Genomic DNA, 24,508 nt, shown 5'->3' with positions numbered 1-24,508 from the left:
ATGCCGCTGGGGAAGCTTTCAGTAGAGCATGCGGAAGCGCAGCGTCCCGGCCACACCCCGCAGGGTTTGCACCGCGTCCGGATCATAGTCGCGGTCCACGTCGGTGATGACGTAGCCGGTGCGTTCGTCCGTCTTCAGATGTTGTCCCAGGATGTTCAGACCGGCCTCCGCCACGGCGCGGTTCAGCTCGGCCAGGACGCCGGGCTGGTTGCGGTGGATGTGCAGGATGCGGTGGGCGCCCGAGACCTCAGCCAGCTGCACGTTCGGCAGGTTGACGCAGAAGGTGGTGTCGCCCCGGTTGAGATAGGCCAGCAGGCGTTCGGCGGCGAACTCGCCGATGGCCTCCTGGGCCTCCTCGGTGGAGCCGCCGATGTGGGGCGTCAGGATGACGTTCTTCAGACCGCGAAGGGGGCTGTCGAACGGGTCGGCGTTGGTGGCCGGCTCTTCGGGGAAGACATCCACCGCCGCGCCGCCGACGCGGCCCGAGCCGAGCGCCTGGGCCAGGGCCCCGACATCGACGATGTGGCCGCGCGAGAGGTTCAGCAGCAGGGCGCCGGGCTTCATCTTCGCGAACTGGGCCGCGCCCATGACGTCGGCGTTGTCGGCGCGCCCGTCGACGTGAAGGCTGACCACGTCGCTTTCGGCCAGCAGGGCGTCCAGCGAGGGCATGCGCCGGGCGTTGCCCAGCGCCAGCCGCTCGGTCAGGTCGTGGAAGATGACCCGCATGCCCAGCCCCTCGGCCAGGACCGACAGCTGGCTGCCGATGGCGCCGTAGCCGACGATGCCCAGGGTCTTGCCGCGCAGCTCGCGCGAGCCGGTGGCGGACTTGTTCCATTCGCCCCGGTGCATGGCGGCGGACTTGTCCGGCACGTCGCGCATGAGGGTGATCATGACGCCGACGGCCAGTTCCACGACCGAGCGGGTGTTGGAGTAGGGGGCGTTGAACACCGCCACGCCGTGATCGGAGGCCGCGGCCAGATCGATCTGGTTGGTGCCGATGCAGAAGGCGGCGACGGCCATCAGCCGGTCGGCGGCGGCCAGGACCCGCTCCGTGACCTGGGTCTTGGAGCGGATGCCCAGGACGTGGACGCCCTTGATGCGCGCGATCAGCTCATCCTCGCCCAGCGCGCCCTTGACCGTCTCGACGGTGTAGCCGGCGTCCTCCAGCCGCGCGACGGCGGCGGGGTGGATCGTCTCCAGCAGCAGGATGCGCATGCGGCTGCGCGGGTAGGACCAGCGGCCAGTCAGCCCCTCGGCGTGCAGCAGCTCGTCCATGGATGCGACCTCGGCGTCGGCGGCGGCCACGACCGTCGGGCGGCGGACGATCTCGGTATAGGCGTAGAAGCGGTCGGCGGCCCCGGCCTGCTTGACCTCTGCGTCGGTCCAGCCGTCGCCGACCATGACCACAGGGGCGGACAGGCCCAGCGCCTTGATAACCTGCGGCTTTCCACCGGCATGGGACAGGGGGTTGGCGTCGTCGACGCCGGTGACGCGCCCGTCGGCGTCATAGGTCAGGTCGTTGCACAGCACCCGTTCCGGCGCGACGCCCAGCCGCTCGGCGATGGGGGCGATGATCTCGCGGAAGCCGCCCGACAGGATGATGATGTGATCGGCCGCGCCCCGGAAGAAGGCCAGGTTCTTGCGCACCGACGGCGTGCCCTCGTCGAGGATGCGGTCGGCCAGGGCCTGCACATGGGCCCGGGTCAGGGGCAGCAGGGCCAGGCGGCGGCGCAGGGCCTCGCCGAAGGGCAGTTCCCCCGCCATGGCCTGATCGGTGAGGCGGGCGATCTCGGCGCGGACGTTGGCGGCGTCGGGCGAGCCCTCGAGCGCGATGTCGGCCAGGACCTCAAGCGTCTCCACGCGCACGAGGGTCGAATCGAAGTCGAAGACATAGGTCGCGTCTGCCATGCCGAGACCTTGGCTCACCTTCGCAGTTGCAGCAACGGGGGACAGTGCGCGCGCGAAGGGCGCACATCGGTTGATGCGCGCACCGGGGGCGACGATAGGCATCAAAATGACGGTTCAGACCCCGCTTCACCGTCGTCGTCGCCCTTCGCGGACGGTGCGATGGCGGTCAGGATCGGGCGGGACGGCGGGCGCGGCCGTGCCGCGAACTTTTTCGGGCGCGTCAGAAAAAAGCGGGTGCGAAGAGTGCGGATGAGCGTGCGCCCGCCCTGCCTCGATGCGGGCGGCGAAGCGCAGGGCGCGCAGGCATTTCTGGACGAGGCGGTGGAACAGGCGGGCGTGGCGGGTGCGGCCCTGAAGACGGGCGGCGGTCCGTTCGGCCAGAGCGAAGCGACGGATCGCCCCAATGTCGGGAGGGCCATCCCTGGGGATGAGAAGATCGCGGTCCATGTCCGACAGGATCGCATACCGATGCGTCAGGATCGGACGTAGGGGGCGGCTGCCGTTACGGTAGCGGCCAGCCGGCCCTGACGGCGGCTGGGAAGTGATTAGTGGTTAGTGATTAGTGGTTCGATGCCGCCACGGGCGGGTGTCATCCTGATGCAGGCCGTTCGGCGGCCACCCACTGATCACTAACCACTAATCACCGGCTGGGCTCCGGCCCAACCGCTTGTAGCGCCAGCCTAGAACCGGCCGATGTTGCGCAGGCGGCTGTCGGGGCGGCGCGCGTCCAGGGCCGCGGCGCCGATGGCGGCGGCGATGGTGGCCAGGGCGATCAGGGCGCCGCCTTCCCTGGCGTGGGTCTTGGCGTAGTCGCCGGCGTCCTCGGCATAGCGGCGGGCGGTGCGGCCGTGCTTCTTCAGCGCCTTGCGCGAGGATTTCTGCGTCTGCTTCAGCCAGCGCCCGCCGCGGTCGCGGGCGTCGTCGGTGAGGTCATGGGCGCGGTCGCCGGCTTCGGCCACGCCGCGACGCACGCTTTCGGCCAGATCCTCGAACCGGCCGCGCAGGCCGTCGGCGTCGACCCAGCCGCGCGGATTGAGGCGGCCGCGCAGGCTTTCATACCGCGTCGGGCCGGTGCGCTGGTTCAGCAGGAGGGTGGCGAGGCCGACGCCGGCCAGCACCGCCAGGACGCCGGCGGCGATGCCGGGATGTTTGCGGACTTCGGCGAGGGCGGAGAACTGGCGAACCATCGGATAGTGAACCTCTTCATCGAGGCCGTCTTCGGTCGGGTCGTAGAGCCCGTCGTCGTCCGGCGCATAGGCGGAACCCTTGTCCCGCATCAATGAAGGAGCGAACCGGGCGAGAAGAGGTTCCGCGACACCGGGCAAGGCGTTGTAAAGACTGGCGATCAGACGCCCGCCGCCGCCCACGGTGATCTCGCGGATCGGGTGGACGGCGCAGTACAGCACCGTGTCGGCGGCGACGTGGGTCGCATAGACCGGCTGGGGATTGTGCACGGCGTAGCCGGTCAGGTTTCGTGCATGCCGGCTGTAGGGCGTGTCCAGCGCCGCCGGCTTGACCAGCGACAGGCTGATCGGGGCCTGGTCGCGCATGATCTCCATGCGCAGGGCGTTGGTGAAGCCTTTCACCGCGTGCTTGGACGCCGAATAGACGCCCTGCACCGGCATGGGGGCGTCGGACAGGATGGAGCCGACATTGATGATGGCCCCGCCCCAGGGCCGCGTGCGCAGCCGTTCGGCGGCGACGAGGGAGCCGTTGACCACGCCCCAGTAGTTGGTTTCGAACAGCCGCCGCTGGTCCTCCAGGGTGGTCTCGCGGATCGGGCCGAAAATGGAGACGCCCGCGTTGTTCACCCAGGTGTCGAAGCCGCCGAACAGGCGCTGGCACTTGTCCGCGGCCTCGGACAGGGCGTCGAAGTCGGCCACGTCTGCGATGGCCCAGGCGGCGCGGGCGCCGGTGGCCTGAAGCTCTTCGCACAGGGCGCGCAGGTCCTTTTCGCCGCGCGCGATCAGGAAGACGTTAGCCCCCGCCTTCGCCGCTCGCCGCGCCACCGCCAGCCCGATTCCCGAGGTGGCGCCGGTGATGACGATCGCCTGCTTGTTCAAGGGCTTGAGGTGCGCTTTGGTCATGAAACCGCCGGCTGAGGTTGAGCATGGACTATACCGCCTGACGCCGGGGAGGGGAGGGGGCCTTATCATCGCCCTTCAGGCCCCCTATCTAGCCGCCTTCGCATTTATGACCGAGGACCGCCCGTGACCGATCACGCGCACACCCATTCGACGCCTTCCGACGACCTGGCGGCCGCCTTCCAGATCGAGGGCTGGCCCGTGCGCGGCCGTCTGGTGCGGCTGGGCGAGACGATCGACGCCATCCTGTCGGCGCACGCCTATCCGGAGCCCGTCGCGGCGCTGCTGGGCGAAGCCTGCGCGCTGGCGGCCCTGATCGGCTCCAGCCTGAAGTTCGAGGGCCGCCTGATCGTGCAGGCGCAGGGCAATGGGCCGGTTCGCTATGTCGTGGCCGACTACGGCACCGACGGACACCTGCGCGGCTACTGCCGGTTCGACGCCGACGAGGTCGCGGCCGCGTCGCAAGGCTTCGCCCGTCCCGGCGCCCGGACGCTGCTGGGCGAAGGCGTCTTCGTCATGACGCTGGACCGCGGGCCGGACTTCGAGCGCACCCAGGGCATCACCCCGATCGAGGGCGAGAGCCTGTCGCTGGCCGCCGAACACTATTTCCAGCAGTCGGAGCAGATCCCGACCAAGGTACGTCTGGCCGTCGGCTCGGTGGAGACCGCCGAGGGCTCGCAATGGCGCGCCGGCGGGGCGCTGATCCAGCTGATCGCGGCGGACGACGCGCGCGGATCGACCGAGGAGGTGTGGGACCGCTCGCGCGCCCTGTTCCAGACCCTGGCCGACGACGAACTGATCGATCCGACCATCACGCCGGAGACCCTGCTGTTCCGCCTGTTCCACGAGGACGGCGTGCGGCTGGAGGACGCCCGCGCGCTGTCGGCGCAGTGCCGCTGCTCGAAGGACCGGATCGGCGCCGTGCTGGCCTCGTTCAGCCCGCAGGAGCGGGCCGACATGGTCGAGGACGACGGCAGGATCCGCGTGACGTGCGAATACTGCGCGACGGTCTACGAGCTGGCGCCGGAAGAGATCGCGGCGGCCGACTGAGCCGCCGGCGGCGAGGCGGTGGTCGGACCCACCGCCAGCACGCCGTCATAGGCCCCGTCCTCGACCGGGCCGAGGATGATCCCCCGCGCGTCGGCGGCGGCGTCGTGTCGGCCCCGGCTGGTCTGGACGCCGCAGGTCGGCTGACAGCTCCAGCTCTCGCCGCCCTGTTGGGCGGTGTGCAGGGTGAAGGTGTCGGAGGCGTGCAGGTGGCCGGCGGCGGGCACGCCGATGTCGGGGAAGCGGGCGTAGCCCTTCTTGCGGGCGTGCAGGTCGCCGACGAAGACCACGACCCGGGCGTCAGGACGGGCCACGAGGGCGCGGCTCATGCCATAGGCCATCTCCAATTCCCACCACGCCTGATCGCGGCCTGTGATTCTTGAGTCCACCGCCATGAAGGGGTGGATCGCCACGTCGTATCCGGCGGCCTTCAGCCGCCAGAATCCCACCATCATGTCCAGCATGGCCACGCTGTTGCGGCCGTCGGTGCTGCGGGGGTTGCCGAAGTCGCCGTACAGGAAGGTGTCGCGGGCGGCCTGCTCGGTCGGCGCGGCCAGCGCGTTCCTGAACAGGGTTCTCTCGGTCTCGGGCATCTCCAGCGCGACGGTCACGGGGCCCTGTTTCGCGGCCTCGCAGACGATGCCGAGGAAGGCCGCCGGTATCTCCGCCGTGCCGTGCCAGTCGCCGACGACGAGGATGCGTTCGGGGCGGGCCAGGAGCGCCGCCGTATTGGCGGGCGCGGCGCAGGCGGGCTGGGCCGACAGCAGGGCGGCGGCGAGCAGTTCGAGCATGGAAACCCCCGGTTACACGCACCCCCGACCGGCGCGTGTCCCGACGCTCGTCATTCAATAAGGCGAGGCTGTGGCCCGAGGGTTCAGACCAGCAGGGAAATGCTGTTGGCGAAATTGTGCAGGAGCACGGGGAGCAGCAGGCTGCCCGTCTTCTCGCGCAGCCAGACCAGCAGCAGGGCCGGGCCGCCGGTCAGGGCCATGGTCAGGGCGTCGAAGGTGAAGCCGCCCTCGCTGTAGCCCAGGGCGTGGGCCAGGCCGAAGGCGACGGAGGAGATCAGCGCGCCCCAGCCCATGGGGGCGCCGAGGATGCTCAGCGGGCGGGCGAAGGCCTCGTTCAGCATCAGCAGCAGGACGCCGCGATAGAAGAGCTCCTCGTCCAGGCCGGGCATGGTCAGCTGGAAGGCGAGGGTGTCGGCGTCGGTCCCCTGACCGGGGAAATACAGGGCCAGGCCGAGGAAGACGGCGACCAGCGCCGCCGACAGGACCAGAGCGCCGGGCAGGCCCTTGCGGTCCTGCTGCAGCGTCAGGCCGACCCGGCGCGCGCCGAGGGCCAGGGCGACCGCCAGCGACAGGGCCAGCGCCATCGCCTTGCCCTCCCAGTTCCAGTCGGAGGGCCAGAAATGCAGCGGGATATGGCCGTAACCGCGCGTCAGCAGGGCGTCATAGGCGGCCATCAGCAGCAGGGCGGCGCCGAACCAGCCCCACTTCACCTTGCCGCGCAGGAACAGGGCCGCGACCAGCCCCAGGGCCGCCGTCGCGCCGATCCATCCCGCCAACGCCATGATCGCATCCGGCATCCCGCCCTCCATCCCTGTTCCGACAGGAGGCCGCGACGCCGCGCCATGGATGCAGGCGAGGCGGTGAAATCGCGATCAGCCGCCGATCAGGACCGGGCCTGGGCGCCCCTTTCCTCGGACGCCGCCTCGGAGACGGTGCGGCGCTGCATGCGGAAGTCGCCGGACCAGCTGCCGGGAATGGTCCAGCGGCCGGAGACCGCGTCTCCATCGGGCGAGATCTCGCCGTCGTAGAGGATCACGTGATCGCGGTCGCGGCCGTCCGGCGTCTTGGTGAAGGTCAGGCGCAGACCGTCGTGGCGCCCCTCCAGCACGGCCCGGACATCCGCCCCGTCGGCGAACAGCAGGTCGGGCTCGATCGTCTTGCCGATGACCGTCCCGGCCGTGTCCGTCAGCTCGGCCGTGAAGGGCGTCGCGGGCATGTTGTCGTTGGCGTTCCAGGCCGGATCGTGGGGGTAGAAATAGACCCCCGTCCACCGGCCCGTCAGATCGACCGTCCCGGCCATCAGTAGGCCAGGGCGATGCCGTCCTTGCGCATCTCCGTGGCCGCGCCGTAGGTCCAGCGTCCGCCGGGGTTCTGCTGCATGACCACGTTCTGATAGCCGCCGAAGCCGCCGTTGGGGCCGCGCAGGACCCAGCCCATGGCCTCAAGCTGGGCCTTGGACGCCGCCGGGACGCCGGTCTCCAGATACAGCAGGCCGACGCCCTCGGCCGGTTCGCCGGTCGGTTCGGACGAGCCCTCGTGCTGCCAGCGCGGGGCGTCGCCGGCCTCCTGGGGGTCGAGGCCGTAGTCGACCATGTTGATGATGATCTGGGCCTGGCCCTGGGGCTGCATGCCGCCGCCCATGACGCCCATGGCCATCCAGGGCTTGCCGTCCTTGACCGCGAAGCCGGGGATGATGGTGTGGAAGGGCCGCTTGCCCGGGGCGTAGACGTTGGGGTGGCCGTCGGTCAGGGCGAACAGCTCGCCCCGGTCCTGGAACATGAAGCCCAGGGTGTTTCCGGCGCCGTCGTCGGACACCAGGCCCGAGCCCATGCCGCGGTAGTTGGACTGGATCCAGCTGACCATCATGCCGTCCTTGTCGGCGACGCTGAAATAGGTCGTGTCGCCCTGGGTCGGGGCGTCGCCGGGGAAGACGCGGTCCATGACCCGGTCGGGCCGGATCAGGGCGGCGCGCTGGCGGGCGTAGTCCTTGGAGTTCAGCCACTCGACCGGGGTGCGGCTGAAGCGGTCGTCGGCGAACCACTTGGCCCGGTCCTCGAAGGCGAGGCGCTTGGCCTCCGCCTGGTGGTGGATCGAGGCGGCGGACTGGAAGCCCATGCTCCTGAGGTCGAACTGTTCGCAGACGTTGAGGATCTGGTTGGTCGACAGGCCCTGGGTGTTGGGGCCCAGGCCGTAGACCTGGACGCCGCGATAGTCGGTGCGGATCGGCTCGACCCATTCGGTGCGGTGGGCGGCCAGGTCGGCGCGGGTCATCCAGCCGCCGATGCGGCGGAAATAGGCGGCGATCGCATCGGCGATGGGGCCGTCATAGAAGGCGTCGCGGCCATGCTCGGCGATCAGGCGCAGGGTGCGGCCCAGGTCGGGGTTGGCGAACATCTGGCCGACCTTGGGGGTCTCGCCGCCGGGGGCGTAGACCTTCCTGCGGTTGTCGTTCTCCTCGATGATCGACGCCGAGCGGTCGAAGCCGGCCATGTTGCGCTCGAGGTAGTAGGCGATGACCTGCGGCATCGGCACGCCCTCCTCGCACAGCTCGGCGACAGGCAGCAGGACGTCCTTCCACGGCAGCTTGCCGTAGCGCTGGTGGGCGCTCCACCAGGCGTCGACCGTGCCGGGCACATTGACCGTGACCGCACCGTACGAAGGCAGGTGGCCGTCGGCCTTCGCCTTGGACCGCGCGGTCTCCAGCGACAGGCCGCGGGGGCTGTTCCCCGAGCCGTTGAAGCCGACGACCTTGCGCTGGGCCGGGTCCCACAACATGCAGAAGGCGTCGCCGCCGATGCCGTTGGCGACGGGCTCCAGGAAGCCCAGCGCCGCATTGATGGCGATGGCCGCATCGATGGCCGAGCCGCCTCTACGAAGCGTGTCGATGCCGATCAGGGTGGCGCGCGGATGGGCCGTGGCGGCGGCCCCGTTGGCCCCCCAGACGGTCGAGCGGCCGACGAATTTCGGCCCCGTGATCCGGTCGCCCATGCCGATGCCGACATAGGGATCGGGGCGCGGCGCGGGCCGGGGCGGGGCGGCCTGCGGCTGCGGCGTCTGCGCGTGAGCGATCCCGCCCCCCGCCAGCAACGCCCCGGCGGGCAGGGAGGACAGGAAGGTGCGGCGACGCATCGGCAGACTCCACGAAATGTGCGGGGGACCCTAGCCGGTCTAACGCGACTGTGAAGCCTGTCCGTCGGTCTCTCGCTGACCATGGCTCCCGGTTTTGCAGTCCGGGCGAATGGGCTCAGAAGGGAGGTTCGCCTTCCCGCTCGCCGGATTTCGCCATGTCCGATCCTCATGACTACAGCCGCAGCTTCGGCGGCGCGGCCCTGGGCGCCCGCCTGCGCCGGGCGTCGGAGCGGCTGGACCGCGACGGGACCCGTGTCTATGCGGCCCAGGACATCCGGTTCGAACAGCGCTGGTACGGCATCCTTCGTCAGCTGGTCGAGCATGGCCGCCCCATGGCGGTGGGCGAGATCGCCGCGATCCTTCGCATCACCCACGTCTCGGTCAGCGAAGCCAGCCGGTCCATGGAGAAGGCCGGGTTCATCGCCTCGTCGCCCTCCGCCGAGGACGGCCGGCGCCGGCTGTTGCAGCTGACCGAGAGCGGGCAGGCCCTGGCGACCCGGCTCACCCCGCTGTGGGAGGCCTTCAACGCCGCCGCGCAGGAGCTGAACGACGAGGCCGGGGACCTGGTCCGCCTGCTGGACCGCCTGGACGACGCGCTGGAGCGGCGGTCGATGTTCGACCGGATCATGGCCCGGGTGTCGGGGGACGCGTCCGCCGATTGACATATAGGTAGGTGCCTACATATTCTCCGGATAAAGCTGGAGACCGCGAGCCCATGACCGCCAATCGCCGCATCTTCCTGGGCGCCGTCGCCGCCTCCACCCTGACGGCCTGCGCCGCCGGTCCCGGCGCTTCCGCCCGTCGAGGGGCGCGCGAACCGGTCCTGATCAACGGCAATCTGGTCCTGCCGATCGATCCGGAGACGCCCCTCGACCAGGAGGCGCGCGACCTGATCCGGGCTTCGGGCCTGACGGCGGCCAAGCTGACCATCGGCGGCTCCGGCAACCAGTCCCGGGCCGAGACGACGCAGTCCATCGCCGACATCGACAAGGCCGTGGCCCTGAACCCCGACGTCTATCTGAAGGTCCTGGGGACGGCCGATCTGGCGCGCGCCAGGGCGACGGGCCGGCTGGGCGTCATCTATTCGTTCGAGGCCGGCGAGATGCTGGAGGGCGATGTCGATGCGATCGACCCGTTCCGCGCCGCCGGGGTTCTGGTGATGGGGCTCAGCTACAATCGCACGACGCCCTTCGCCTCTGGCACGATGTCGTCGCCGTCCACCGGCCTGACCGCGCTGGGACGGCAAGCCGTCGAACGCATGAACGCCCGGGGCGTGACGGTCGACGTCAGCCACAGCGACGAGATGTCCAGCCTGGGCGCCGTGGCGGCGTCGCACAAGCCGGTGCTGATCACCCACGCCGGCTGCGCCGCCGTTCACGCCCACCCCCGCAACAAGTCCGACCGCCTGATCCGCGCCCTGGCCGAGCGCGGCGGGGTGATGGGGATCTATGAACTCAGCTATCTGACCACGGCTCCGGCCCAGCCCTCGCTGGAGGTCTATTTCGCCCACCTGACCCACGCGCTGAACATCGGTGGGGAAGACCACGTCGGCATCGGCAGCGACGCCCTGTTGTGGCCCTTCGACACCTCGCCCGAGAGCATGGCGGAGTGGAACGCGAGCCTGGAGCAGCGCAAGGCCGCGGGCGTCGCCGCGCCGGGCGAGGGGCCGCCGCCCTTCGTCACCGGGCTGAACCGGGCGGATCGCTTCACGGTGATCGCGGACGAGCTGCGGCGACGCGGTTACGGCGCGCGGGTCGTCGACAAGATCCTGGGCGGCAATTTTCAGCGCGTCTTCGCGGATACGTGGACGGGGTGACCCCGTGGCCGGAAATGGCCACTTTGGTGAACCGGTTGTAACGGGCGCGGCGTCGAACGGCCACGCTAGGCTCCCCTCCAGTTTGGGAGAGTGAGATGCGTAACCGGATCGCTTTGACGTGCCTGCTGGCCGCCCTGTCCGCCGGCGGGGCGCCCGCCTTCGCGGCGACGGCTCCGTCGGCTCTGGTCCGGCAGGCCGAGGAGACCGCGCCGGGCGCGCGGATCACGGTGACGCGAGACGGCGACCGATGGACAGCCGACTATGTGCTGTCGCAGGACGCGCCGGTCTGGGCCTTCTATCGCTCGACGGTGACGAACGGGACGCGTGAACCGTGGCGGCCGCGGGACTGGCGGGTGGTCACGCCCGGCGTAGTGCTGGAGCGGGTCGGCGACCTTGACGTGCTGAGGACCGTGGACGGCGGACCCGTGCCCCGCGAGGTGAGCCTGAGGCTGACGCCGAGCGGCGAGAACCTGGAAGCCGACTATCCGGTGCTGATGTTCACCGATGGGTCGGTGGCCATGCCGACCGGGGCGTTCGATGTATTTCCTTTGCCGTCGCTGGAGGCGGTCCAGCTTTCCGATGATGAGCGCGGCGCCTACAGGCGCTCGGTGGGCAATGCGTGGATCACCTGGCGGGACGCGGCGGGGCCGGTGCTGCATCACGGCCGCCGGCAGGCGCAGGCCGAGGGCGACGACGGCCGCACCTATGTCCTGTTCGGCCAGACCGAGGTGAAGGCGGCGGAGCGGCTGGTGACGGTCGTGGATCCCGAGCTGCCCTCCTGGATCGCGGCCTCCATCGAGGGCTTCGCACCGCGCGTCGCCGACTATTACGCCACGCGCCTGGGGGCGGGGCAGACGGATCGGCCGACCATCATGGCCACCTGGTATGGGCCGACCGCCGGCACGACCAACTACGGCGGCAGCGTCCTGCCGGGCCTGATCGTCATGACCTTCGAAGGCAAGGAGCTGCTGGCCTCCAGCGACGCGGTGCTGGCCGAGAACCGCTGGTTCATCGGCCACGAGAGCGCGCATTTCTGGCTGGGCCAGACGGTGCGGGCCGAGCGGGCGCGGGAGTCCTGGATGACCGAGGGCGGCGCAGACCTGATGGCAGTGCGGGCGATGAAGGCGCTTGACCCGGGCTTCGACGAACGATCCGTGCTGCAGGCCGAGGTGGACGACTGCGCCCGCCTGGCCGTGCGTCCGGTGATCGAGGCCGGCCAGCGCGGCGAGCACCGGTCCTGGTACTCCTGCGGCGCGGTCTTCGCCCTGGCCGCCGAGGCGGCGCAGAAGAAGGCCACGGGCGGGGACTGGTTCGACTTCCTGAAGCCGCTGATCGACGCCGGGCGGGCGGACGGCGTCCTGACCCGCGAGGCGTGGCTGAGCCGCCTGACCGAGGTGTCGGGGGACCCGACGCTGCGGACGGACATCGAGACCCTGCTGACGGCGGGCGCGGCCGACCCGGCGGCGGTCATCGCGCGGCTGTTCGACCGGACGGGCGTCGCCTATCGGGTGGTGGACGGCAAGATCGCGCTGGGCTGAGGGTGGCTCAGCCCCCCAGATCCAGCGAATAGCCGGCCGAGCGGACGGTGCGGATCGGGTTGACGGTGCCTTCGACGTTCAGGGCCTTGCGCAGGCGACCGACGTGGACGTCGACGGTGCGGGCCTCGACGTAGACGTCCGAGCCCCAGACGGCGTCCAGCAGCTGTTCGCGGCTGAACACCCGGCCCGGGTGCTGCATGAAGTGGTCGAGCAGGCGGAACTCGGTCGGGCCCAGGTGGATCTCCAGGCCGGCGCGGCGGACGCGGTGGGCGACGCGGTCAATGACGATGTCGCCGTGGTTGATGCGGTCGTCGGCCAGGCCCGGACGGATGCGGCGCAGGACGGCGCGGATGCGGGCCGTCAGCTCGGTCATCGAGAAGGGCTTGGTCAGATAGTCGTCGGCGCCGGTGTCCAGGCCGCGCACGCGGTCGGATTCCTCGCCGCGGGCGGTCAGCATGATGATCGGCAGGTTGCGGGTCTCGGACCGGCCGCGGATGCGCCGGCAGACCTCGATGCCAGACAGCTTGGGCAGCATCCAGTCGAGCAGGACCAGATCGGGCAGGCGCTCGTCGATCTGGAGCATGCCTTCCTCGCCGTCGGAGGCGACGACGACCTTGTAGCCCTCTTTTTCGAGATTGTAGGACAGCAGCGTGGCCAGCGCGTCCTCGTCTTCCATCACCAGGATATAAGGCTGCACTTCAGGCTCTCCGGTCTTCAGTCTCAGGCGGCGGGCAGATCAGCGTCCGGCTCGGGATTCCAGCGCGGGCGCTCGCCCGTGAATTCCAGACCGGTGATCTCGTAGTGGATCGTCTCGGCGATGTTGGTCGCGTGGTCGCCGATGCGTTCCAGGTTCTTGGCCATGAACAGCAGGTGGGTGCAGGCGCTGATCGTGCGCGGGTCGCCCATCATGTAGGTCAGCAGCTCGCGGAACAGGCTGTTGTAGTGTTCGTCGACCTCGTCGTCGGTGTTCCAGACGGCGATGGCGCGGTCGACTTCGCCGACCGCATAGGCGTCCAGCACGTCGCGCAGCCGCATGGAGACCAGCTTGCCCATGCGCTCGATCGAACGGGTCAGGGGCTGCATCGGTTCGCCCTCGGCCAGGATCAGGGCGCGCTTGGCGATGTTCTTGGCCAGGTCGCCGGTGCGTTCCAGGTCCACCGCCAGCTTCATGGCCGACAGGGTCTTGCGCAGGTCCGAGGCGACCGGCTGGCGCAGGGCGATCAGGCGGATGGCCTTCTTCTCGATGTCGCGGTGCATGGCGTCCAGGCGGACATCCCGCTCGACCACGGCTTTCGCCAAAGCCACGTCGCGGCGGGCGACGGACTCGACGGCGTCGGCGACCTGGGCCTCCGCGAGGCCGCCCATGCGGGCGACTTCGGCGGTCAGCTGGTTCAGTTCGTCGCCGTAGGCCTTGACGGTGTGCTGGTTCATCAGCCGAAGCGCCCCGTGATGTAGTCGAGGGTGCGCCGCTCGCGGGGATTCGTGAAGATTTCCTCGGTCGGACCGGTCTCGACCAGACGGCCGAGGTGGAAGAAGGCGGTGCGTTGCGAGACGCGGGCGGCCTGGGCCATCGAGTGGGTGACGATGACGATGCAGTAGCGCTCGCGCAGTTCGTCGATCAGTTCCTCGATCTTGGCGGTCGCGATCGGGTCCAGCGCCGAGCAGGGCTCGTCCATCAGGATGACTTCAGGCTCGACCGCGATGGCGCGGGCGATGACCAGACGCTGCTGCTGGCCGCCGGACAGGCCGGTGCCCGGCGAGTGCAGGCGGTCGGCGACCTCTTCCCACAGGCCGGCGCGCTTGAGCGAGGCCTCGACGATGACGTCCAGGTCGGCCTTGCCGGTGGCCAGGCCGTGGATGCGCGGGCCGTAGGCGACGTTCTCGTAGATCGACTTGGGGAAGGGGTTCGGCTTCTGGAACACCATGCCGACGCGGGCGCGCAGCAGCACCGGGTCGACGGAGCGGGCGTTGACGTCCTCGCCGTCCATCTCGATGCGGCCGGTGACCTTGGCGTGGCTGATGGTGTCGTTCATGCGGTTCATGGTCCGCAGGAAGGTCGACTTGCCGCAGCCCGACGGGCCGATCAGGGCCGTGACGGTCTTGTCCGGGATGTCCAGCGAGACGTCGTACAGGGCCTGTTTGCCGCCGTAGAAGACCGACACGTCGCGCGCGGCGATCTTGGTCGGGCCGACGGGGCCGCCGCCGTGGGTCACGGCCGGAGCGGCGATGACCGGGGTTTCGGCGGGCGTGCCGCCCTCAACGCCGTCCGCGGCGCGGAAGATTTTCGAGAACATGGGGCTTACCACCGGCGTTCGAAGCGCCGGCGCAGCAGGATGGCGGCGGCGTTCATGACGATCATGAAGGCGAGCAGGACCAGGATCGCGGCGGCGGTCCGCTCGTGGAAGGCGCGTTCGGACGCGTTCTCCCAGATGTAGACGAGCGAGGGCAGGGCGCCCGTCGGCTCGACGACGCTGTGGGGGATGCCCGGCACGAAGCTGACCATGCCGATCAGCAGCAGGGGGGCGGTCTCGCCGAGCGCGTGGGCCATCGAGATGATGGCGCCGGTCATCACGCCGGGCATGGCCAGGGGCAGGGTGTGCTGGAAGACCGTCTGGGTCTTGGAGGCGCCCATGGCCAGCGCGGCCTCGCGGATCGACGGCGGCACCGCCTTCAGCGAGGAGCGGGTGGCGATGATGATGGTCGGCAGGGCCATCAGGGCCAGCACCAGGCCGCCGACCAGCGGGCTGGCGCGGGGCAGGTGCAGCCAGTTGATGAACAGGGCCAGGCCCAGCAGGCCGTAGATGATCGACGGCACGGCCGCGAGGTTGTTGATGTTGACCTCGATGATGTCCGTCAGCCGGTTCTTGGGCGCGAACTCTTCGAGGTAGAGGGCCGCGCCGACGCCCAGCGGGATGGCGATCAGGGCGGTGACCAGCAGCATCAAGGCCGAGCCGATGACGGCGCCCAGCACCCCGGCCAGCTCCGGCTCGGTCGAGTCGCCCTTGGTGAACAGGGCGGTGTTGAAGTGGGCCGAGACGTGGCCGTCGGCCTTCATCCGGTCCAGCCAGTCGATCTGCTGGTCCGACAGGCGGCGCTGGTCGGCGGGCGTGGACCGCGAGATCTCGCCCTTGAAATAGAGGTCGGCGTCGTCCGAGGCGGGGGCGGCGATCATCACCGTCTGGCCGATGAGGCCCGGCTGCTTCTGGACGCGCTCGGCGGCGGTGAACTTCAGCTCCGAGGAGAACAGGCCGCGCATGGCGGTGGCCTTGGCGCCCGAGGCGTCGTCCTGCTCGCCCATGCGGCGCAGCTGCTGTTCGGCGACCAGCTGTTCGAAATTGGTGCCCTGCGGATAGGCGCGGTCGACGCGGGCCGGGTCCATGTAGACCGGCAGGGTCACCGTGTGGGCGTAGAAGGCCGTGTGGCCCTGATCGATGATCCGGCCCAGCAGCAGCAGCAGGAAGCCGACCGCCACGCCGATGGCCAGCAGGCCGTACAGGCGGAAGCGGTTCTCGCGGGCGTAGCGCTTCTTCAGGCCCGAGCGCAGGCGGTCGACGCGGGCGGCGTCGACCCCGGAGACGGGTCCAGAGACGGGGGCGTTGTCGGCTGCGTCAGTCATATTGCTGCCGGTAGGTCTGGACGATGCGCTGGGCCACGATGTTCAGCAGCAGGGTCACGAGGAACAGGGTCAGGCCGAGACCGAAGGCCGACAGCGTCTTGGGGCTGTTGAACTCCTGGTCGCCGGTCAGAAGGGTGACGATCTGGACGGTGACGGTGGTCACGGTCTCGAGCGGGTTCAGCGTCAGGCGGGCGGCGAGGCCGGCGGCCATGGTCACGATCATGGTCTCGCCGATGGCCCGCGACATGGCCAGCAGCATGGCGCCGGCGACGCCGGGCAGGGCGGCGGGCAGCAGGACCCGCTTGACCGTCTCGGACTTTGTCGCGCCCATGGCGTAGGAGCCGTCGCGCAGCGACTGCGGCACGGCGTTGATGATGTCGTCCGACAGGGAGCTGACGAAGGGGATCAGCATGATGCCCATGACGCCGCCGGCGACGAGGGCCATCTGGTTCTGGACCAGCATCAGATACTGGCCCAGGCCGTCCAGCGGCCCGCCGACGAACCAGCTGCCGATGGTGTGGAAGAAGACGCGCATGGCCGGGCCGACGGTCAGGGCGGCGAAGAAGCCGTAGACCACGGTCGGGACGCCCGCGAGGATTTCGAGGATCGGCTTCACCGTCGCGCGGAACACCGGGCCGGCGTACTCCGACAGGTAGATGGCCGAGAACAGGCCGACCGGGGCCGCCACGCACATGGCGATGATCATGATCAGGAAGGTGCCGGCGAACAGCGGCAGGGCCCCGAAGGCGCCGGACGATCCGACCTGGTCGGCGCGGATGGCGGTCTGGGGGCTCCACTGGGTTCCGAACAGGAACTCCGTGACGGGCACCGAGCTGAAGAAGCGGATCGAATCGTAGACCAGCGAGGCGACGATGCCGACGGTGGTCAGGACCGCGACGGCGGAACAGGCGAACAGGGCGCCGACGATCCAGCCCTCGACCCGGTTGCGGGCGCGCATGTCGGGGCGGATCTGGCTGAACACGAACAGGGCGCCCAGCAGGGCGGCCAGGGCGGCGCCGGCGATCCCGGCCAGGCTCAGCATCAGCTCGATGCGGGCGGCGCGGCGGCCCTCGGCGGGCAGGAGCTCGGCGTAGGGCGCGGGCCAGATCTGCATGGTCTGCTGCCCGGCGCCGACGGCGTGGGCGTCGGCGTAGAAGGCCTGGCGGCGGAAGGGCTCCAGCTGCTGGACGGCCTCAGGCGCGCCGGAGGCCATCAGCTGGTGCTGGACCGGGCCCGAGAAGACGGAGGCGGCCAGCAGCACGGCCAGGGCCGGAAGCGCGGTCCAGATCAGGGCGTAGGCCCCGTGCTGGGCGGGCCGCGAATGGGCCTTGGCCCCCCGCGCACGTCGGCTCGCCAGTCGGCGCGCGCCGAAATAGGCGGCGACGGCTGCGGCGATCAGGATCGGCAGGAAAAGCCAGGTCATGAGGATCCGGGAGGAAGAATCGGAGCGGTCCCGGTCGCCCGGTTCGCCCCGGGGCGGAAACTGCCCGGGAATGGTCAGCGGATTAAGACGGGCGCATGACAGTTCTGTTACGCCGTCGGGCCTGTTGTCGCAGGCGCGTCACGTCTTGGTCTTTTCCGCCTTCAGCGCGATGGGGAAATAGGCGGTGAAGACGGCGCCCTGGCCCGGCGCGCTTTCGACCGTCAGCCCGCCGCGATGGCGGTTGACGATGTGTTTGACGATGGCCAGGCCCAGGCCCGTGCCCTGGCGCTCGCCGCTCTTCTGGCCCTCGACCCGGTAGAAGCGCTCGGTCAGGCGGGGCAGGTGTTCGCGGGCCATGCCGGGGCCGTGGTCGCGCACGGTGATGGCGGCGTAGCGGTTGCCCGGTTCGCGGTCCGGCGTGACCAGGGGCAGGCGGGTGACCCCGCCCTCGCGATTGCCGCCCGACCAGGGGGCGGCGGCCTCGTCCAGCGTCACGTCGGGGCGGATGACGATATCGACCGTGTCGCCCGACGGGGAATATTTGATGGCGTTGTCGACCAGGTTCTGGACCACCTGGACGATCTCGTCGCGGTCGCCGTGGACCGGGGCGGACAGTTCGCGGTCCTGCATGACGATGCTGACGTCGCGTTCGGCCGACAGCACGCTGACGGCGTCCATGACGTCCACCGCCGCCCGCGCCAGGTCGACCCGGCCCGAGGGGGGGACGTGCTCGTTCAGTTCGATCCGGCTCAGCGACAGCAGGTCGGCGACCAGCCGGCTCATGCGGTCGGCCTGCACGGCCATGATGTCGAGGAAGCGGTCGCGCGCCTTGGGGTCGTCGCGGGCGTGGCCCTTGAGCGTCTCGATGAAGCCGGCCAGCGAGGCCAGCGGCGTCTTCAGTTCGTGGCTGGCGTTGGCCAGGAAGTCGACGCGCATCAGCTCCATGCGCCGCACGTCGGTCTCGTCGCGCAGCACCAGCAGGGCCAGGGTGGCGCCGTCGCCGGGCGGGGCGGGCAGGGGGCGGGTCAGGGCCCGCCAGTGGCGGGTCTGGGCGCCGACGCCGGAATAGTCGGTGGTGCGGGCGATGCCGCCGAACAGGGCCTCGTCGACCGCCTCGAGCACCGTCGGTTCGCGCACGGCGGAGACCAGCAGGGCGCCCTCGCGCTGGATGCGGAACAGGTCGCGCGCGGCCCCGTTGGCCAGCACCACGCGGCGTCCGGCGATGTCGTCAGCCTCGCCGCCCGAGACCACCAGCACCGGATCGGCCAGGGCCTCGAAGGCGCTGTCCAGCAGACGCTGGTCGGCGGCGGGGATCGACGGCGGCGCGGCCGCTTCGGCGGTTTCGGCGCTCGGCGCGGAACGCGGGCGGCGGTTCACGGCCCAGGTGGAGACGCCCACCAGCACGGCGCCGCCGATCAGCCACTGGGCCAGGGCGGGATAGAAGACCGCCAGCGTCAGCAGCACGACCACCGAAACGCCCGCGCTGGCGCCCACGGTCCACAGGCGCGAGGCCGCGGACGGGGCGACGGGGGACTGAGCGGCTTCGTAGGGCATTGCGCTTCCACTGGAGCGTGCGCGCGGGGCGACTCGCTATCCGCCGAACATGACACGGAATTCATGACAATCGATCCGGGAAGCGTCCCGCTCCGGGTTGTCAAACGTCCTTTACATCCCTAGGCTTCTATTCTGTTGCAAGGAGGGGCTTATGACGGCGGCTTTGACGCTTGAGGGCGTGAGCAAGCGATACGGCGAATTCCAGGCCGTGCGCGATCTCAGCTTCGAGGTGCCCAAGGGCTCGATCTGCGGCTTCCTGGGGCCGAACGGGGCGGGCAAGACCTCGACCATCCGCATGATCCTGGGTCTGCAGCCCGCGACCTCGGGCCGGATCGAGATCCTCGGCGCCGACGACGGCCGCCGGGTGCGCGACCGCATCGGCTTCCTTCCGGAAGAGCGCGGTCTCTACAAGAAGATGACGCCGGTGGACGCCATCGCCTTCTTCGGCTCGCTGAAGGGCCTGCCGCTGGGCGAGGGCCGCAAGCGGGCCAGGGAAATGCTGGACGCCCAGGGGCTGGGCGCCTCCAAGCGCAAGAAGATGAAGGAGCTGTCCAAGGGGATGGCCCAGAAGGTCCAGCTGATCTCGTCGGTGGTGCACCGGCCCGAGTTCGTGATCCTGGACGAGCCGTTCTCGGGCCTCGATCCGGTCAACCAGCAAGGGTTGGAGCAGATGATCCGGGGGCTGGCCGCCGACGGCGCCACCGTCCTGTTCTCGACCCATGTGATGCAGCACGCCGAGCGGCTGTGCGACAAGGTCGTGCTGCTGGCCCGGGGCCGCAAGGCGTTCGAGGGCACGGTGGCCGAGGCCCGCGCGACCTCGCGCCGGTTCCTGGAGCTGGAGGGCGCCATCGCGCCGGACCAGGCCGAACGCCTGCCCGGCGTGGCCGGGGTCGAGGTCGTCTCCGATGACGGCGAAGTCCGGGTGCTGAAGGCCGCGCTGGCCCAGGGCGCACAGGGGCAGGAGGCGCTCAAGGCGGCCTTCCTGACCGGCCTGGACGTGCGCCGTTTCGAACTGCGCGAGCCCAGCCTGCACGACGCCTTCATCGACCTGACCGGGGACCGCCCCGACGTCGACCAGAGCGTGAAGCCGACCGGCGTGGAGGCCGCCCGATGAACCGGATGTTCCTGATCGCGCGGCGCGAATACGCCGCCTACGCCATGACCGTGGGCTTCTGGCTGTCGCTGCTGGCCTTCCCGCTGTTCGCGGTGATCGGCGGCGGCGTGTCCTATTTGGTCCGCACCGGAGAGACCATTCCGGCGGTGGCCGTCGTCGAGGACGGAGCCGGCGCCGCCGGCCTCGCTACGGCCGTGCAGGACCATCTGAAGGTCGAGAACGACCGCCGGCGCGCCAGTAGCCTTCGCGCCGCGGCGCTGGCCGAGACGCAGACCACGCCTGACGCCGGGACCGGGGCGGCGGATCGGGTTCGGGAGATCGCCGAGACGCAGGGCTTCGACGCAGGCATGGCGGAACTACGCCGGGTCGCGCCCATGGCCGCAGCAGCATGGCGCGAGCCGAAGACGCCCGTCACCCTGGCGCCCGCGCCCGCCCAGGTCGTCGCCGCGGCGCCGGGGAAGGCGCGCGACGACGCCGCCAAGGCCTATCTGGCCGCGGACAAGAGCGATCGTTCACTCAGCGCCATCGTTTTCCTGACGCGGGAGGACGGCAAGCCGGCGGCCCGGGTCTGGACCGCCCGCACCAATGAGGACGCGGTCGATGATTTCGTGCGCGAGGCCCTGAAATCCGCGAACCGGCGCGAGGTATTCGGCGCGTCGGGTGTTTCGCCACAGGTTATCGTCAGCTCCGAACAATTCCGCCCGCACGTGACCGCCTATTCGCCCAAGGCCTCGACCGGCGCCGAGGTGTCGTTCCGGGATCGTCTGCCTCAACTGATCGGCTTCATCTCCGGCTTCATGCTGTGGTCGCTGATCCTGACCGGCGCCTCGATCCTGCTGAACAGCGTGATGGAGGAGAAGTCGAACAAGATCCTAGAGGTGCTGCTGTCGTCGGCCTCCACCACCGAAATCCTGTCGGGCAAGGTGCTGGGGGTGGCGCTGCTGACCCTGACGGTTTCGCTGGCTTGGGGCGTACTGGGCAGCGGGGCCTTGATCACCGTGGCGCCGAAATACGCCGCCTGGACCGGTGAAATCCTGCTGCACGGCGGGATGCTGGGCTGGTTCGCGGCCTTCATGATCGGCGGCTATCTGATGTACGCCGTGCTGTTCGCGGCGATCGGCGCCTTCTGCGACACGCCGCGGGACGCCCAGACGCTGATGGGACCGATCATGATGGTGCTGGTGGTGCCGCTGGTCGTCATGCAACTGGCGCTGCGTCAGCCAGATTCTCCGGTGGTGCAGGTCCTGTCGTGGGTGCCGTTCTTCACCCCGTTCCTGATGATCGCCCGTCTGCCGTCCGATCCGCCCCTGTGGGAGGTTATCGGCGCCATGGCCGGGATGTTCGCCTTCGCCCTGCTGATGGTCTGGATCTCGGGCCGCGCCTTCCGGGCGGGCGCTCTGTCGGACGTGAAGCTGAGCTGGAAGAGCTTCGGCGCGGCGATCCGGGGCGGGGGGAACTAGGTCTGACCCCGTCCTCCCCCATCGCCTCGAAGGGGCGATGGGGGAGGTGAAGCCAAAGAAAAAGGGCCGCTCCGTTCCCGGAGCGGCCCTTTGATCTTTCAGCCGTAGGGCCGTCGCTTAGCTGCGACCGGCGCCGCCCGGCACGCGGGGCTTCGGAGCCGGCAGCAGGCCTTCGCGCTGGGCGCGCTTGCGGGCCAGCTTGCGGGCGCGACGGACAGCCTCGGCCTTTTGACGGGCGCGCTTTTCCGACGGCTTTTCGTAATGAACGTGGCGCTTCATTTCACGGAAGCTGCCTTCGCGCTGCATCTTCTTCTTCAGGGCTTTCAGCGCTTGATCGACGTTATTATCGCGAACGAAAATCTGTACCAGGTTGAACTCTCCTTTGGCCGCCCGCCGCGTCCTGTGAGGGAGACGGGCGAACAAATAAAATCGTCTTCCGGCGAACAGGGTCCGCGGATGAAGGCGGGCTGATACACGAGCCGACCCACGCTGTCCATATGGTCGCGATCACTTCTGGAGGCTCGAAACCCCCGCCGGACGGGCTTATGGTGTGTTCATGACCGACGCACCGCACCTGTCGAACGCGCAGCCCGAGGGAGAGGCTCTCAAAGCCGACTGGGCCGACCGGATGGAACAGTCCGTGCTGGACGCCGCCGTGGCCCGTGCGCCCGCCCTGGGCTGGAACGCGCGGCTGGTGCGCGCCGCCTGCACGGACAACGGGCTGTCGCTGGGCGACGAGGAACTGCTGCTGCCCAACGGCCCCCGGGATCTGGCCGCCCTGCTGTCGCGCCGCCACGATGATCGGGCCATGGCCGCGCTGGGACAGGTCGAGGCGTCGTCGCTGAAGATGCGCGAGCGAATCGCCCGCGCCGTGTCGGAACGGCTGGAGGCCGCGGCCGCCGACCTGGACGCTTCGAAGAAATGCGCCGCCTTCCTGGCCCTGCCGGTCAACGCCGACCTGGGGCTGAAGCTGGCGTGGGAGAGCGCCGACCTGCTGTGGAACTGGGCCGGGGACACCGCGACCGACTGGAACCACTATTCCAAGCGGGCGATCCTGTCGGGCATCCTGATCCCGGCGCTGACGATGCGCCTGTTCGACGGACGCGAGGCCGCCGAGGCCTTCGTCGCCGCCCGCATCGAGAACGTCATGACCTTCGAGAAGTGGAAGGCGGGCAAGGATTTCGACGCCCCGCTGAGGAAGGTCGCGGATGCGCTGAGCCGGCTGCGGTACGGAGCGAAGACGGAGTAGGGGCCCTCTCCCATCGGGAGGGAAGAGGTCAGAGCGGCTTGACCCGGTTCAGATGGCCCATCTTGCGGCCCGGGCGAGCCTCTGCCTTGCCGTACAGGTGGATGCGCACGTCCGCGCGGGCGGAAGCCTTCGTCCACTGCTCGACCTCGTCGCCGAGCAGATTGGTCATCTCGACGCGGAAATGGGCCGTGGTGGGGCCCAGCGGCCAGCCGGCGATGGCGCGGATGTGCTGTTCGAACTGGTCGCAGACGCAGCCGTCCTGGGTCCAGTGGCCGGTGTTGTGGACGCGCGGCGCGATCTCGTTGACCAGCAGCCGGCCGTTCCCGAGGTCGAACAGCTCCACGCCCAGCACGCCGACGTAGTCGAGGCCGTTGAGGACGGCGGCGGCGATGGCCTTGGCGCGCTTCTCGGTCTTCGCATCGACGGCGGCGGGGGCGAGGGTGGTCTTCAGGACCCCGCCCTTGTGGATGTTCTCGCCCAGCGGATAGACGGCCACCGCGCCGTCGCGGCCGCGCGCGGCGATGATCGACAGTTCGCGGGTGAAGGCGGCCTTGGCTTCCAGGATAGCCGGGCGTTCGCCGATGGCGTGCCAGGCGTCGGCGGCTTCCTTGGCCGACCGCACCCAGACCTGGCCCTTGCCGTCGTAGCCGTCGCGGCGGGTCTTGAGCAGGGCGGGCGTTCCGAGACGCTCCAGCCCGGCCAGCAGGTCGTCGAGGCTGTCGACGGCGGCGAAGTCCACCGTGGTCGCGCCGACGCCGTTCAGGAAGGTCTTCTCCTCGACCCGGTCCTGGGCGACGGCCAGGGCGCGGGGGCCGGGGGCGACCAGGGCGCCGCTCTCGGCCAGGGTCGCGACCGAGGAGGCCGGGACGTTCTCGAATTCGAAGGTCACCGCCTGCGCCACCCGGCCCAGCACGGTCAGGGCGGTGGGATCGTCATAGGCGGCGACGATCTGCCCCTGGGAGACACGGCCCGCCGGGCTGTTCTCTTCCGGATCGAGGATGACGACGTTGAAGCCGAGGCGGGAGGCGGCCTGGCTGAGCATCCGGCCCAGTTGTCCGCCGCCGAGAATGCCGATGGTCGAGCCGGGGGAGAGGGGGGAGACGCTCACTCAGTCCTCGACCGACTCGTGCACGGCTTCGGTCTGGGCTTCGCGGAAGGCGCTCAGCCGTCCCATCAGCACCGGATCGTTGAGGGCCAGGATCTGCGCGGCGAGGATGCCCGCGTTCTTGGCGCCCGCCTCGCCGATGGCCAGGGTCGCGACCGGCACGCCGCCGGGCATCTGGACAATGGAGAGCAGGCTGTCGAGGCCCTTGAGCGCCTTGGACTGCACCGGCACGCCCAGCACGGGCAGCTCGGTCATGGAGGCGGCCATGCCCGGCAGGTGGGCGGCGCCGCCGGCCCCGGCGATGATGACCTTGTAACCCGCGGCGCGGGCGCCGGTGGAGAACTCGACCAGGCGTTGGGGGGTGCGGTGGGCGCTGACGACCTTGGCGTCCCAGGCCACGCCGAGCCGGTCCAGGGCGTCGGCGGCGTGCTTCATCGTCGGCCAGTCCGAACGGCTGCCCATGATGATCGCCACCGGCGGGGTCTCGGTCGCCATTACACGCACCTTCTCGCGGAAAGCGGCGCGATACAGGACTCGCGTTGCGCCCGCAACCGACGGCGTTAGGCTCCGCACTGGCCGGACGTGTTGAGTCGCCGGCTCGAGCATGATCGTTCGAGATGCGAACCGCTTCGCGGTTCCATCGAGAGCGTGAATCATGCTCTCGAATTATGCTG

At 69.9% G+C, this 24,508-nt stretch carries 23 protein-coding genes; 8 read left to right on the top strand and 15 right to left on the bottom strand.

The window, feature by feature from the left end:
- Positions 1-18: 18 nt before the first annotated feature.
- Positions 19-1,908 (bottom strand): phosphoglycerate dehydrogenase, encoded by a 1,890-nt coding sequence (serA, locus tag AC3WRV_RS12930; protein WP_492313561.1) that lies wholly within the window; start codon positions 1,906-1,908, stop codon positions 19-21.
- Positions 1,909-2,067: 159 nt separating this feature from the next.
- Between serA and AC3WRV_RS12925 the strand changes: the two genes are divergently transcribed.
- Positions 2,068-2,397, top strand: a complete 330-nt coding sequence (locus AC3WRV_RS12925; protein ID WP_492313560.1) for a hypothetical protein — start codon at positions 2,068-2,070, stop codon at positions 2,395-2,397.
- A 191-nt stretch (positions 2,398-2,588) separates the two neighbouring features.
- Here AC3WRV_RS12925 and AC3WRV_RS12920 read toward each other — a convergent pair whose 3' ends face one another.
- Complete coding sequence (locus AC3WRV_RS12920; RefSeq protein WP_492313559.1) at positions 2,589-3,995, bottom strand: SDR family oxidoreductase; 1,407 nt, start codon at positions 3,993-3,995, stop codon at positions 2,589-2,591.
- A gap of 123 nt (positions 3,996-4,118) precedes the next feature.
- Here AC3WRV_RS12920 and AC3WRV_RS12915 point away from each other — a divergent pair, with 123 nt between their 5' ends.
- Entirely contained in the window at positions 4,119-5,042 is a 924-nt protein-coding gene (locus AC3WRV_RS12915) for an Hsp33 family molecular chaperone (RefSeq protein WP_492313558.1), read from the top strand.
- Here the strand turns inward: AC3WRV_RS12915 and AC3WRV_RS12910 are convergent.
- The 4 genes from AC3WRV_RS12910 to AC3WRV_RS12895 all read right to left on the bottom strand — a co-directional run bounded on the left by AC3WRV_RS12910 (position 5,003) and on the right by AC3WRV_RS12895 (position 8,959).
- Positions 5,003-5,830, bottom strand: coding sequence for a hypothetical protein (locus AC3WRV_RS12910; protein ID WP_492313557.1), 828 nt, complete (start codon positions 5,828-5,830; stop codon positions 5,003-5,005). The genes AC3WRV_RS12915 and AC3WRV_RS12910 overlap by 40 nt on opposite strands.
- A gap of 83 nt (positions 5,831-5,913) precedes the next feature.
- The gene (locus AC3WRV_RS12905; protein ID WP_291835788.1) at positions 5,914-6,627 is read right to left on the bottom strand and encodes a CPBP family intramembrane glutamic endopeptidase, BDIM_20840 family; all 714 of its coding nucleotides are present in this window, start codon (positions 6,625-6,627) and stop codon (positions 5,914-5,916) included.
- Positions 6,628-6,713: 86 nt separating this feature from the next.
- Positions 6,714-7,130: a hypothetical protein gene (locus tag AC3WRV_RS12900; protein WP_492313556.1), complete on the bottom strand. Its 417-nt coding sequence runs from the start codon at positions 7,128-7,130 to the stop codon at positions 6,714-6,716.
- Positions 7,130-8,959: a gamma-glutamyltransferase family protein gene (locus AC3WRV_RS12895; RefSeq protein WP_492313555.1), complete on the bottom strand. Its 1,830-nt coding sequence runs from the start codon at positions 8,957-8,959 to the stop codon at positions 7,130-7,132. The genes AC3WRV_RS12900 and AC3WRV_RS12895 overlap by 1 nt, the downstream gene beginning before the upstream one ends.
- 155 nt (positions 8,960-9,114) lie before the next feature.
- Between AC3WRV_RS12895 and AC3WRV_RS12890 the strand changes: the two genes are divergently transcribed.
- The 3 genes from AC3WRV_RS12890 (at position 9,115) to AC3WRV_RS12880 (ending at position 12,313) form a co-directional block, all read left to right on the top strand.
- Complete coding sequence (locus AC3WRV_RS12890; RefSeq protein ID WP_291835794.1) at positions 9,115-9,621, top strand: MarR family winged helix-turn-helix transcriptional regulator; 507 nt, start codon at positions 9,115-9,117, stop codon at positions 9,619-9,621.
- 53 nt (positions 9,622-9,674) lie between these two features.
- Positions 9,675-10,775 carry a dipeptidase gene (locus tag AC3WRV_RS12885; protein WP_492313554.1) on the top strand — a complete coding sequence of 367 codons (1,101 nt, stop codon included), beginning with the start codon at positions 9,675-9,677 and terminating at the stop codon, positions 10,773-10,775.
- Between the two features lie 95 nt (positions 10,776-10,870).
- Positions 10,871-12,313 (top strand): hypothetical protein, encoded by a 1,443-nt coding sequence (locus AC3WRV_RS12880; RefSeq protein ID WP_492313553.1) that lies wholly within the window; start codon positions 10,871-10,873, stop codon positions 12,311-12,313.
- A gap of 7 nt (positions 12,314-12,320) precedes the next feature.
- Here AC3WRV_RS12880 and phoB read toward each other — a convergent pair whose 3' ends face one another.
- From phoB to AC3WRV_RS12850, 6 genes are all read right to left on the bottom strand, one after another.
- Positions 12,321-13,010, bottom strand: coding sequence for a phosphate regulon transcriptional regulator PhoB (gene phoB, locus AC3WRV_RS12875; protein WP_291835800.1), 690 nt, complete (start codon positions 13,008-13,010; stop codon positions 12,321-12,323).
- Between the two features lie 23 nt (positions 13,011-13,033).
- Positions 13,034-13,744: a phosphate signaling complex protein PhoU gene (gene phoU, locus AC3WRV_RS12870; protein WP_291835803.1), complete on the bottom strand. Its 711-nt coding sequence runs from the start codon at positions 13,742-13,744 to the stop codon at positions 13,034-13,036.
- Positions 13,744-14,607 (bottom strand): phosphate ABC transporter ATP-binding protein PstB, encoded by an 864-nt coding sequence (gene pstB, locus AC3WRV_RS12865; protein ID WP_492313552.1) that lies wholly within the window; start codon positions 14,605-14,607, stop codon positions 13,744-13,746. The genes phoU and pstB overlap by 1 nt, the downstream gene beginning before the upstream one ends.
- Before the next feature lie 5 nt (positions 14,608-14,612).
- Entirely contained in the window at positions 14,613-15,929 is a 1,317-nt protein-coding gene (pstA, locus tag AC3WRV_RS12860; RefSeq protein WP_492313551.1) for a phosphate ABC transporter permease PstA, read from the bottom strand.
- Complete coding sequence (pstC, locus tag AC3WRV_RS12855; protein WP_492313550.1) at positions 15,922-17,352, bottom strand: phosphate ABC transporter permease subunit PstC; 1,431 nt, start codon at positions 17,350-17,352, stop codon at positions 15,922-15,924. Before pstC ends, pstA begins: the two co-directional genes overlap by 8 nt.
- Positions 17,353-17,490: 138 nt before the next feature.
- Positions 17,491-18,906, bottom strand: a complete 1,416-nt coding sequence (locus AC3WRV_RS12850) for a sensor histidine kinase (RefSeq protein WP_492313549.1) — start codon at positions 18,904-18,906, stop codon at positions 17,491-17,493.
- A 151-nt stretch (positions 18,907-19,057) separates the two neighbouring features.
- On the opposite strand from AC3WRV_RS12850, the gene AC3WRV_RS12845 reads away from it, so the two are divergent.
- On the top strand, positions 19,058-20,020 hold the full coding sequence (locus AC3WRV_RS12845) for an ABC transporter ATP-binding protein (protein ID WP_291840932.1): 963 nt from the start codon (positions 19,058-19,060) through the stop codon (positions 20,018-20,020).
- Positions 20,017-21,480: an ABC transporter permease gene (locus AC3WRV_RS12840; RefSeq protein WP_492313548.1), complete on the top strand. Its 1,464-nt coding sequence runs from the start codon at positions 20,017-20,019 to the stop codon at positions 21,478-21,480. Before AC3WRV_RS12845 ends, AC3WRV_RS12840 begins: the two co-directional genes overlap by 4 nt.
- 117 nt (positions 21,481-21,597) lie before the next feature.
- On the opposite strand, the gene rpsU is transcribed toward AC3WRV_RS12840, so the two are convergent.
- Positions 21,598-21,849, bottom strand: a complete 252-nt coding sequence (rpsU, locus tag AC3WRV_RS12835; protein ID WP_291840936.1) for a 30S ribosomal protein S21 — start codon at positions 21,847-21,849, stop codon at positions 21,598-21,600.
- A 187-nt stretch (positions 21,850-22,036) separates the two neighbouring features.
- On the opposite strand from rpsU, the gene AC3WRV_RS12830 reads away from it, so the two are divergent.
- The gene (locus tag AC3WRV_RS12830) at positions 22,037-22,729 is read left to right on the top strand and encodes a COQ9 family protein (RefSeq protein WP_492313547.1); all 693 of its coding nucleotides are present in this window, start codon (positions 22,037-22,039) and stop codon (positions 22,727-22,729) included.
- Positions 22,730-22,757: 28 nt separating this feature from the next.
- On the opposite strand, the gene AC3WRV_RS12825 is transcribed toward AC3WRV_RS12830, so the two are convergent.
- Both AC3WRV_RS12825 and purE read right to left on the bottom strand, forming a co-directional pair.
- On the bottom strand, positions 22,758-23,837 hold the full coding sequence (locus AC3WRV_RS12825) for a 5-(carboxyamino)imidazole ribonucleotide synthase (RefSeq protein WP_492313546.1): 1,080 nt from the start codon (positions 23,835-23,837) through the stop codon (positions 22,758-22,760).
- A complete protein-coding gene (purE, locus tag AC3WRV_RS12820; protein WP_291841058.1) occupies positions 23,838-24,329 on the bottom strand; it encodes a 5-(carboxyamino)imidazole ribonucleotide mutase in 492 nt (163 codons plus the stop codon).
- Positions 24,330-24,508 lie beyond the last annotated feature (179 nt).

Source organism: Brevundimonas sp. EU05-FHT14B11, assembly GCF_058790835.1.
Note: the sequence above shows the minus strand (reverse complement) of the source record. Positions and strands in the feature narration are given on the sequence as shown.

Coding starts and splice junctions, on each gene's coding strand:
- AC3WRV_RS12905 (WP_291835788.1), bottom strand. CDS start 6,627: ATGCCGGATGCGATCATGGCGTTGGCGGGATGGATCGGCGCGACGGCG.
- AC3WRV_RS12890 (WP_291835794.1), top strand. CDS start 9,115: ATGTCCGATCCTCATGACTACAGCCGCAGCTTCGGCGGCGCGGCCCTG.
- AC3WRV_RS12850 (WP_492313549.1), bottom strand. CDS start 18,906: ATGCCCTACGAAGCCGCTCAGTCCCCCGTCGCCCCGTCCGCGGCCTCG.
- AC3WRV_RS12830 (WP_492313547.1), top strand. CDS start 22,037: ATGACCGACGCACCGCACCTGTCGAACGCGCAGCCCGAGGGAGAGGCT.
- AC3WRV_RS12885 (WP_492313554.1), top strand. CDS start 9,675: ATGACCGCCAATCGCCGCATCTTCCTGGGCGCCGTCGCCGCCTCCACC.
- purE (WP_291841058.1), bottom strand. CDS start 24,329: ATGGCGACCGAGACCCCGCCGGTGGCGATCATCATGGGCAGCCGTTCG.
- phoU (WP_291835803.1), bottom strand. CDS start 13,744: ATGAACCAGCACACCGTCAAGGCCTACGGCGACGAACTGAACCAGCTG.
- AC3WRV_RS12910 (WP_492313557.1), bottom strand. CDS start 5,830: ATGCTCGAACTGCTCGCCGCCGCCCTGCTGTCGGCCCAGCCCGCCTGC.
- AC3WRV_RS12920 (WP_492313559.1), bottom strand. CDS start 3,995: ATGACCAAAGCGCACCTCAAGCCCTTGAACAAGCAGGCGATCGTCATC.
- pstA (WP_492313551.1), bottom strand. CDS start 15,929: ATGACTGACGCAGCCGACAACGCCCCCGTCTCTGGACCCGTCTCCGGG.
- pstB (WP_492313552.1), bottom strand. CDS start 14,607: ATGTTCTCGAAAATCTTCCGCGCCGCGGACGGCGTTGAGGGCGGCACG.
- pstC (WP_492313550.1), bottom strand. CDS start 17,352: ATGACCTGGCTTTTCCTGCCGATCCTGATCGCCGCAGCCGTCGCCGCC.
- AC3WRV_RS12895 (WP_492313555.1), bottom strand. CDS start 8,959: ATGCGTCGCCGCACCTTCCTGTCCTCCCTGCCCGCCGGGGCGTTGCTG.
- AC3WRV_RS12845 (WP_291840932.1), top strand. CDS start 19,058: ATGACGGCGGCTTTGACGCTTGAGGGCGTGAGCAAGCGATACGGCGAA.
- AC3WRV_RS12900 (WP_492313556.1), bottom strand. CDS start 7,130: ATGGCCGGGACGGTCGATCTGACGGGCCGGTGGACGGGGGTCTATTTC.
- serA (WP_492313561.1), bottom strand. CDS start 1,908: ATGGCAGACGCGACCTATGTCTTCGACTTCGATTCGACCCTCGTGCGC.
- AC3WRV_RS12880 (WP_492313553.1), top strand. CDS start 10,871: ATGCGTAACCGGATCGCTTTGACGTGCCTGCTGGCCGCCCTGTCCGCC.
- AC3WRV_RS12840 (WP_492313548.1), top strand. CDS start 20,017: ATGAACCGGATGTTCCTGATCGCGCGGCGCGAATACGCCGCCTACGCC.
- AC3WRV_RS12925 (WP_492313560.1), top strand. CDS start 2,068: ATGGCGGTCAGGATCGGGCGGGACGGCGGGCGCGGCCGTGCCGCGAAC.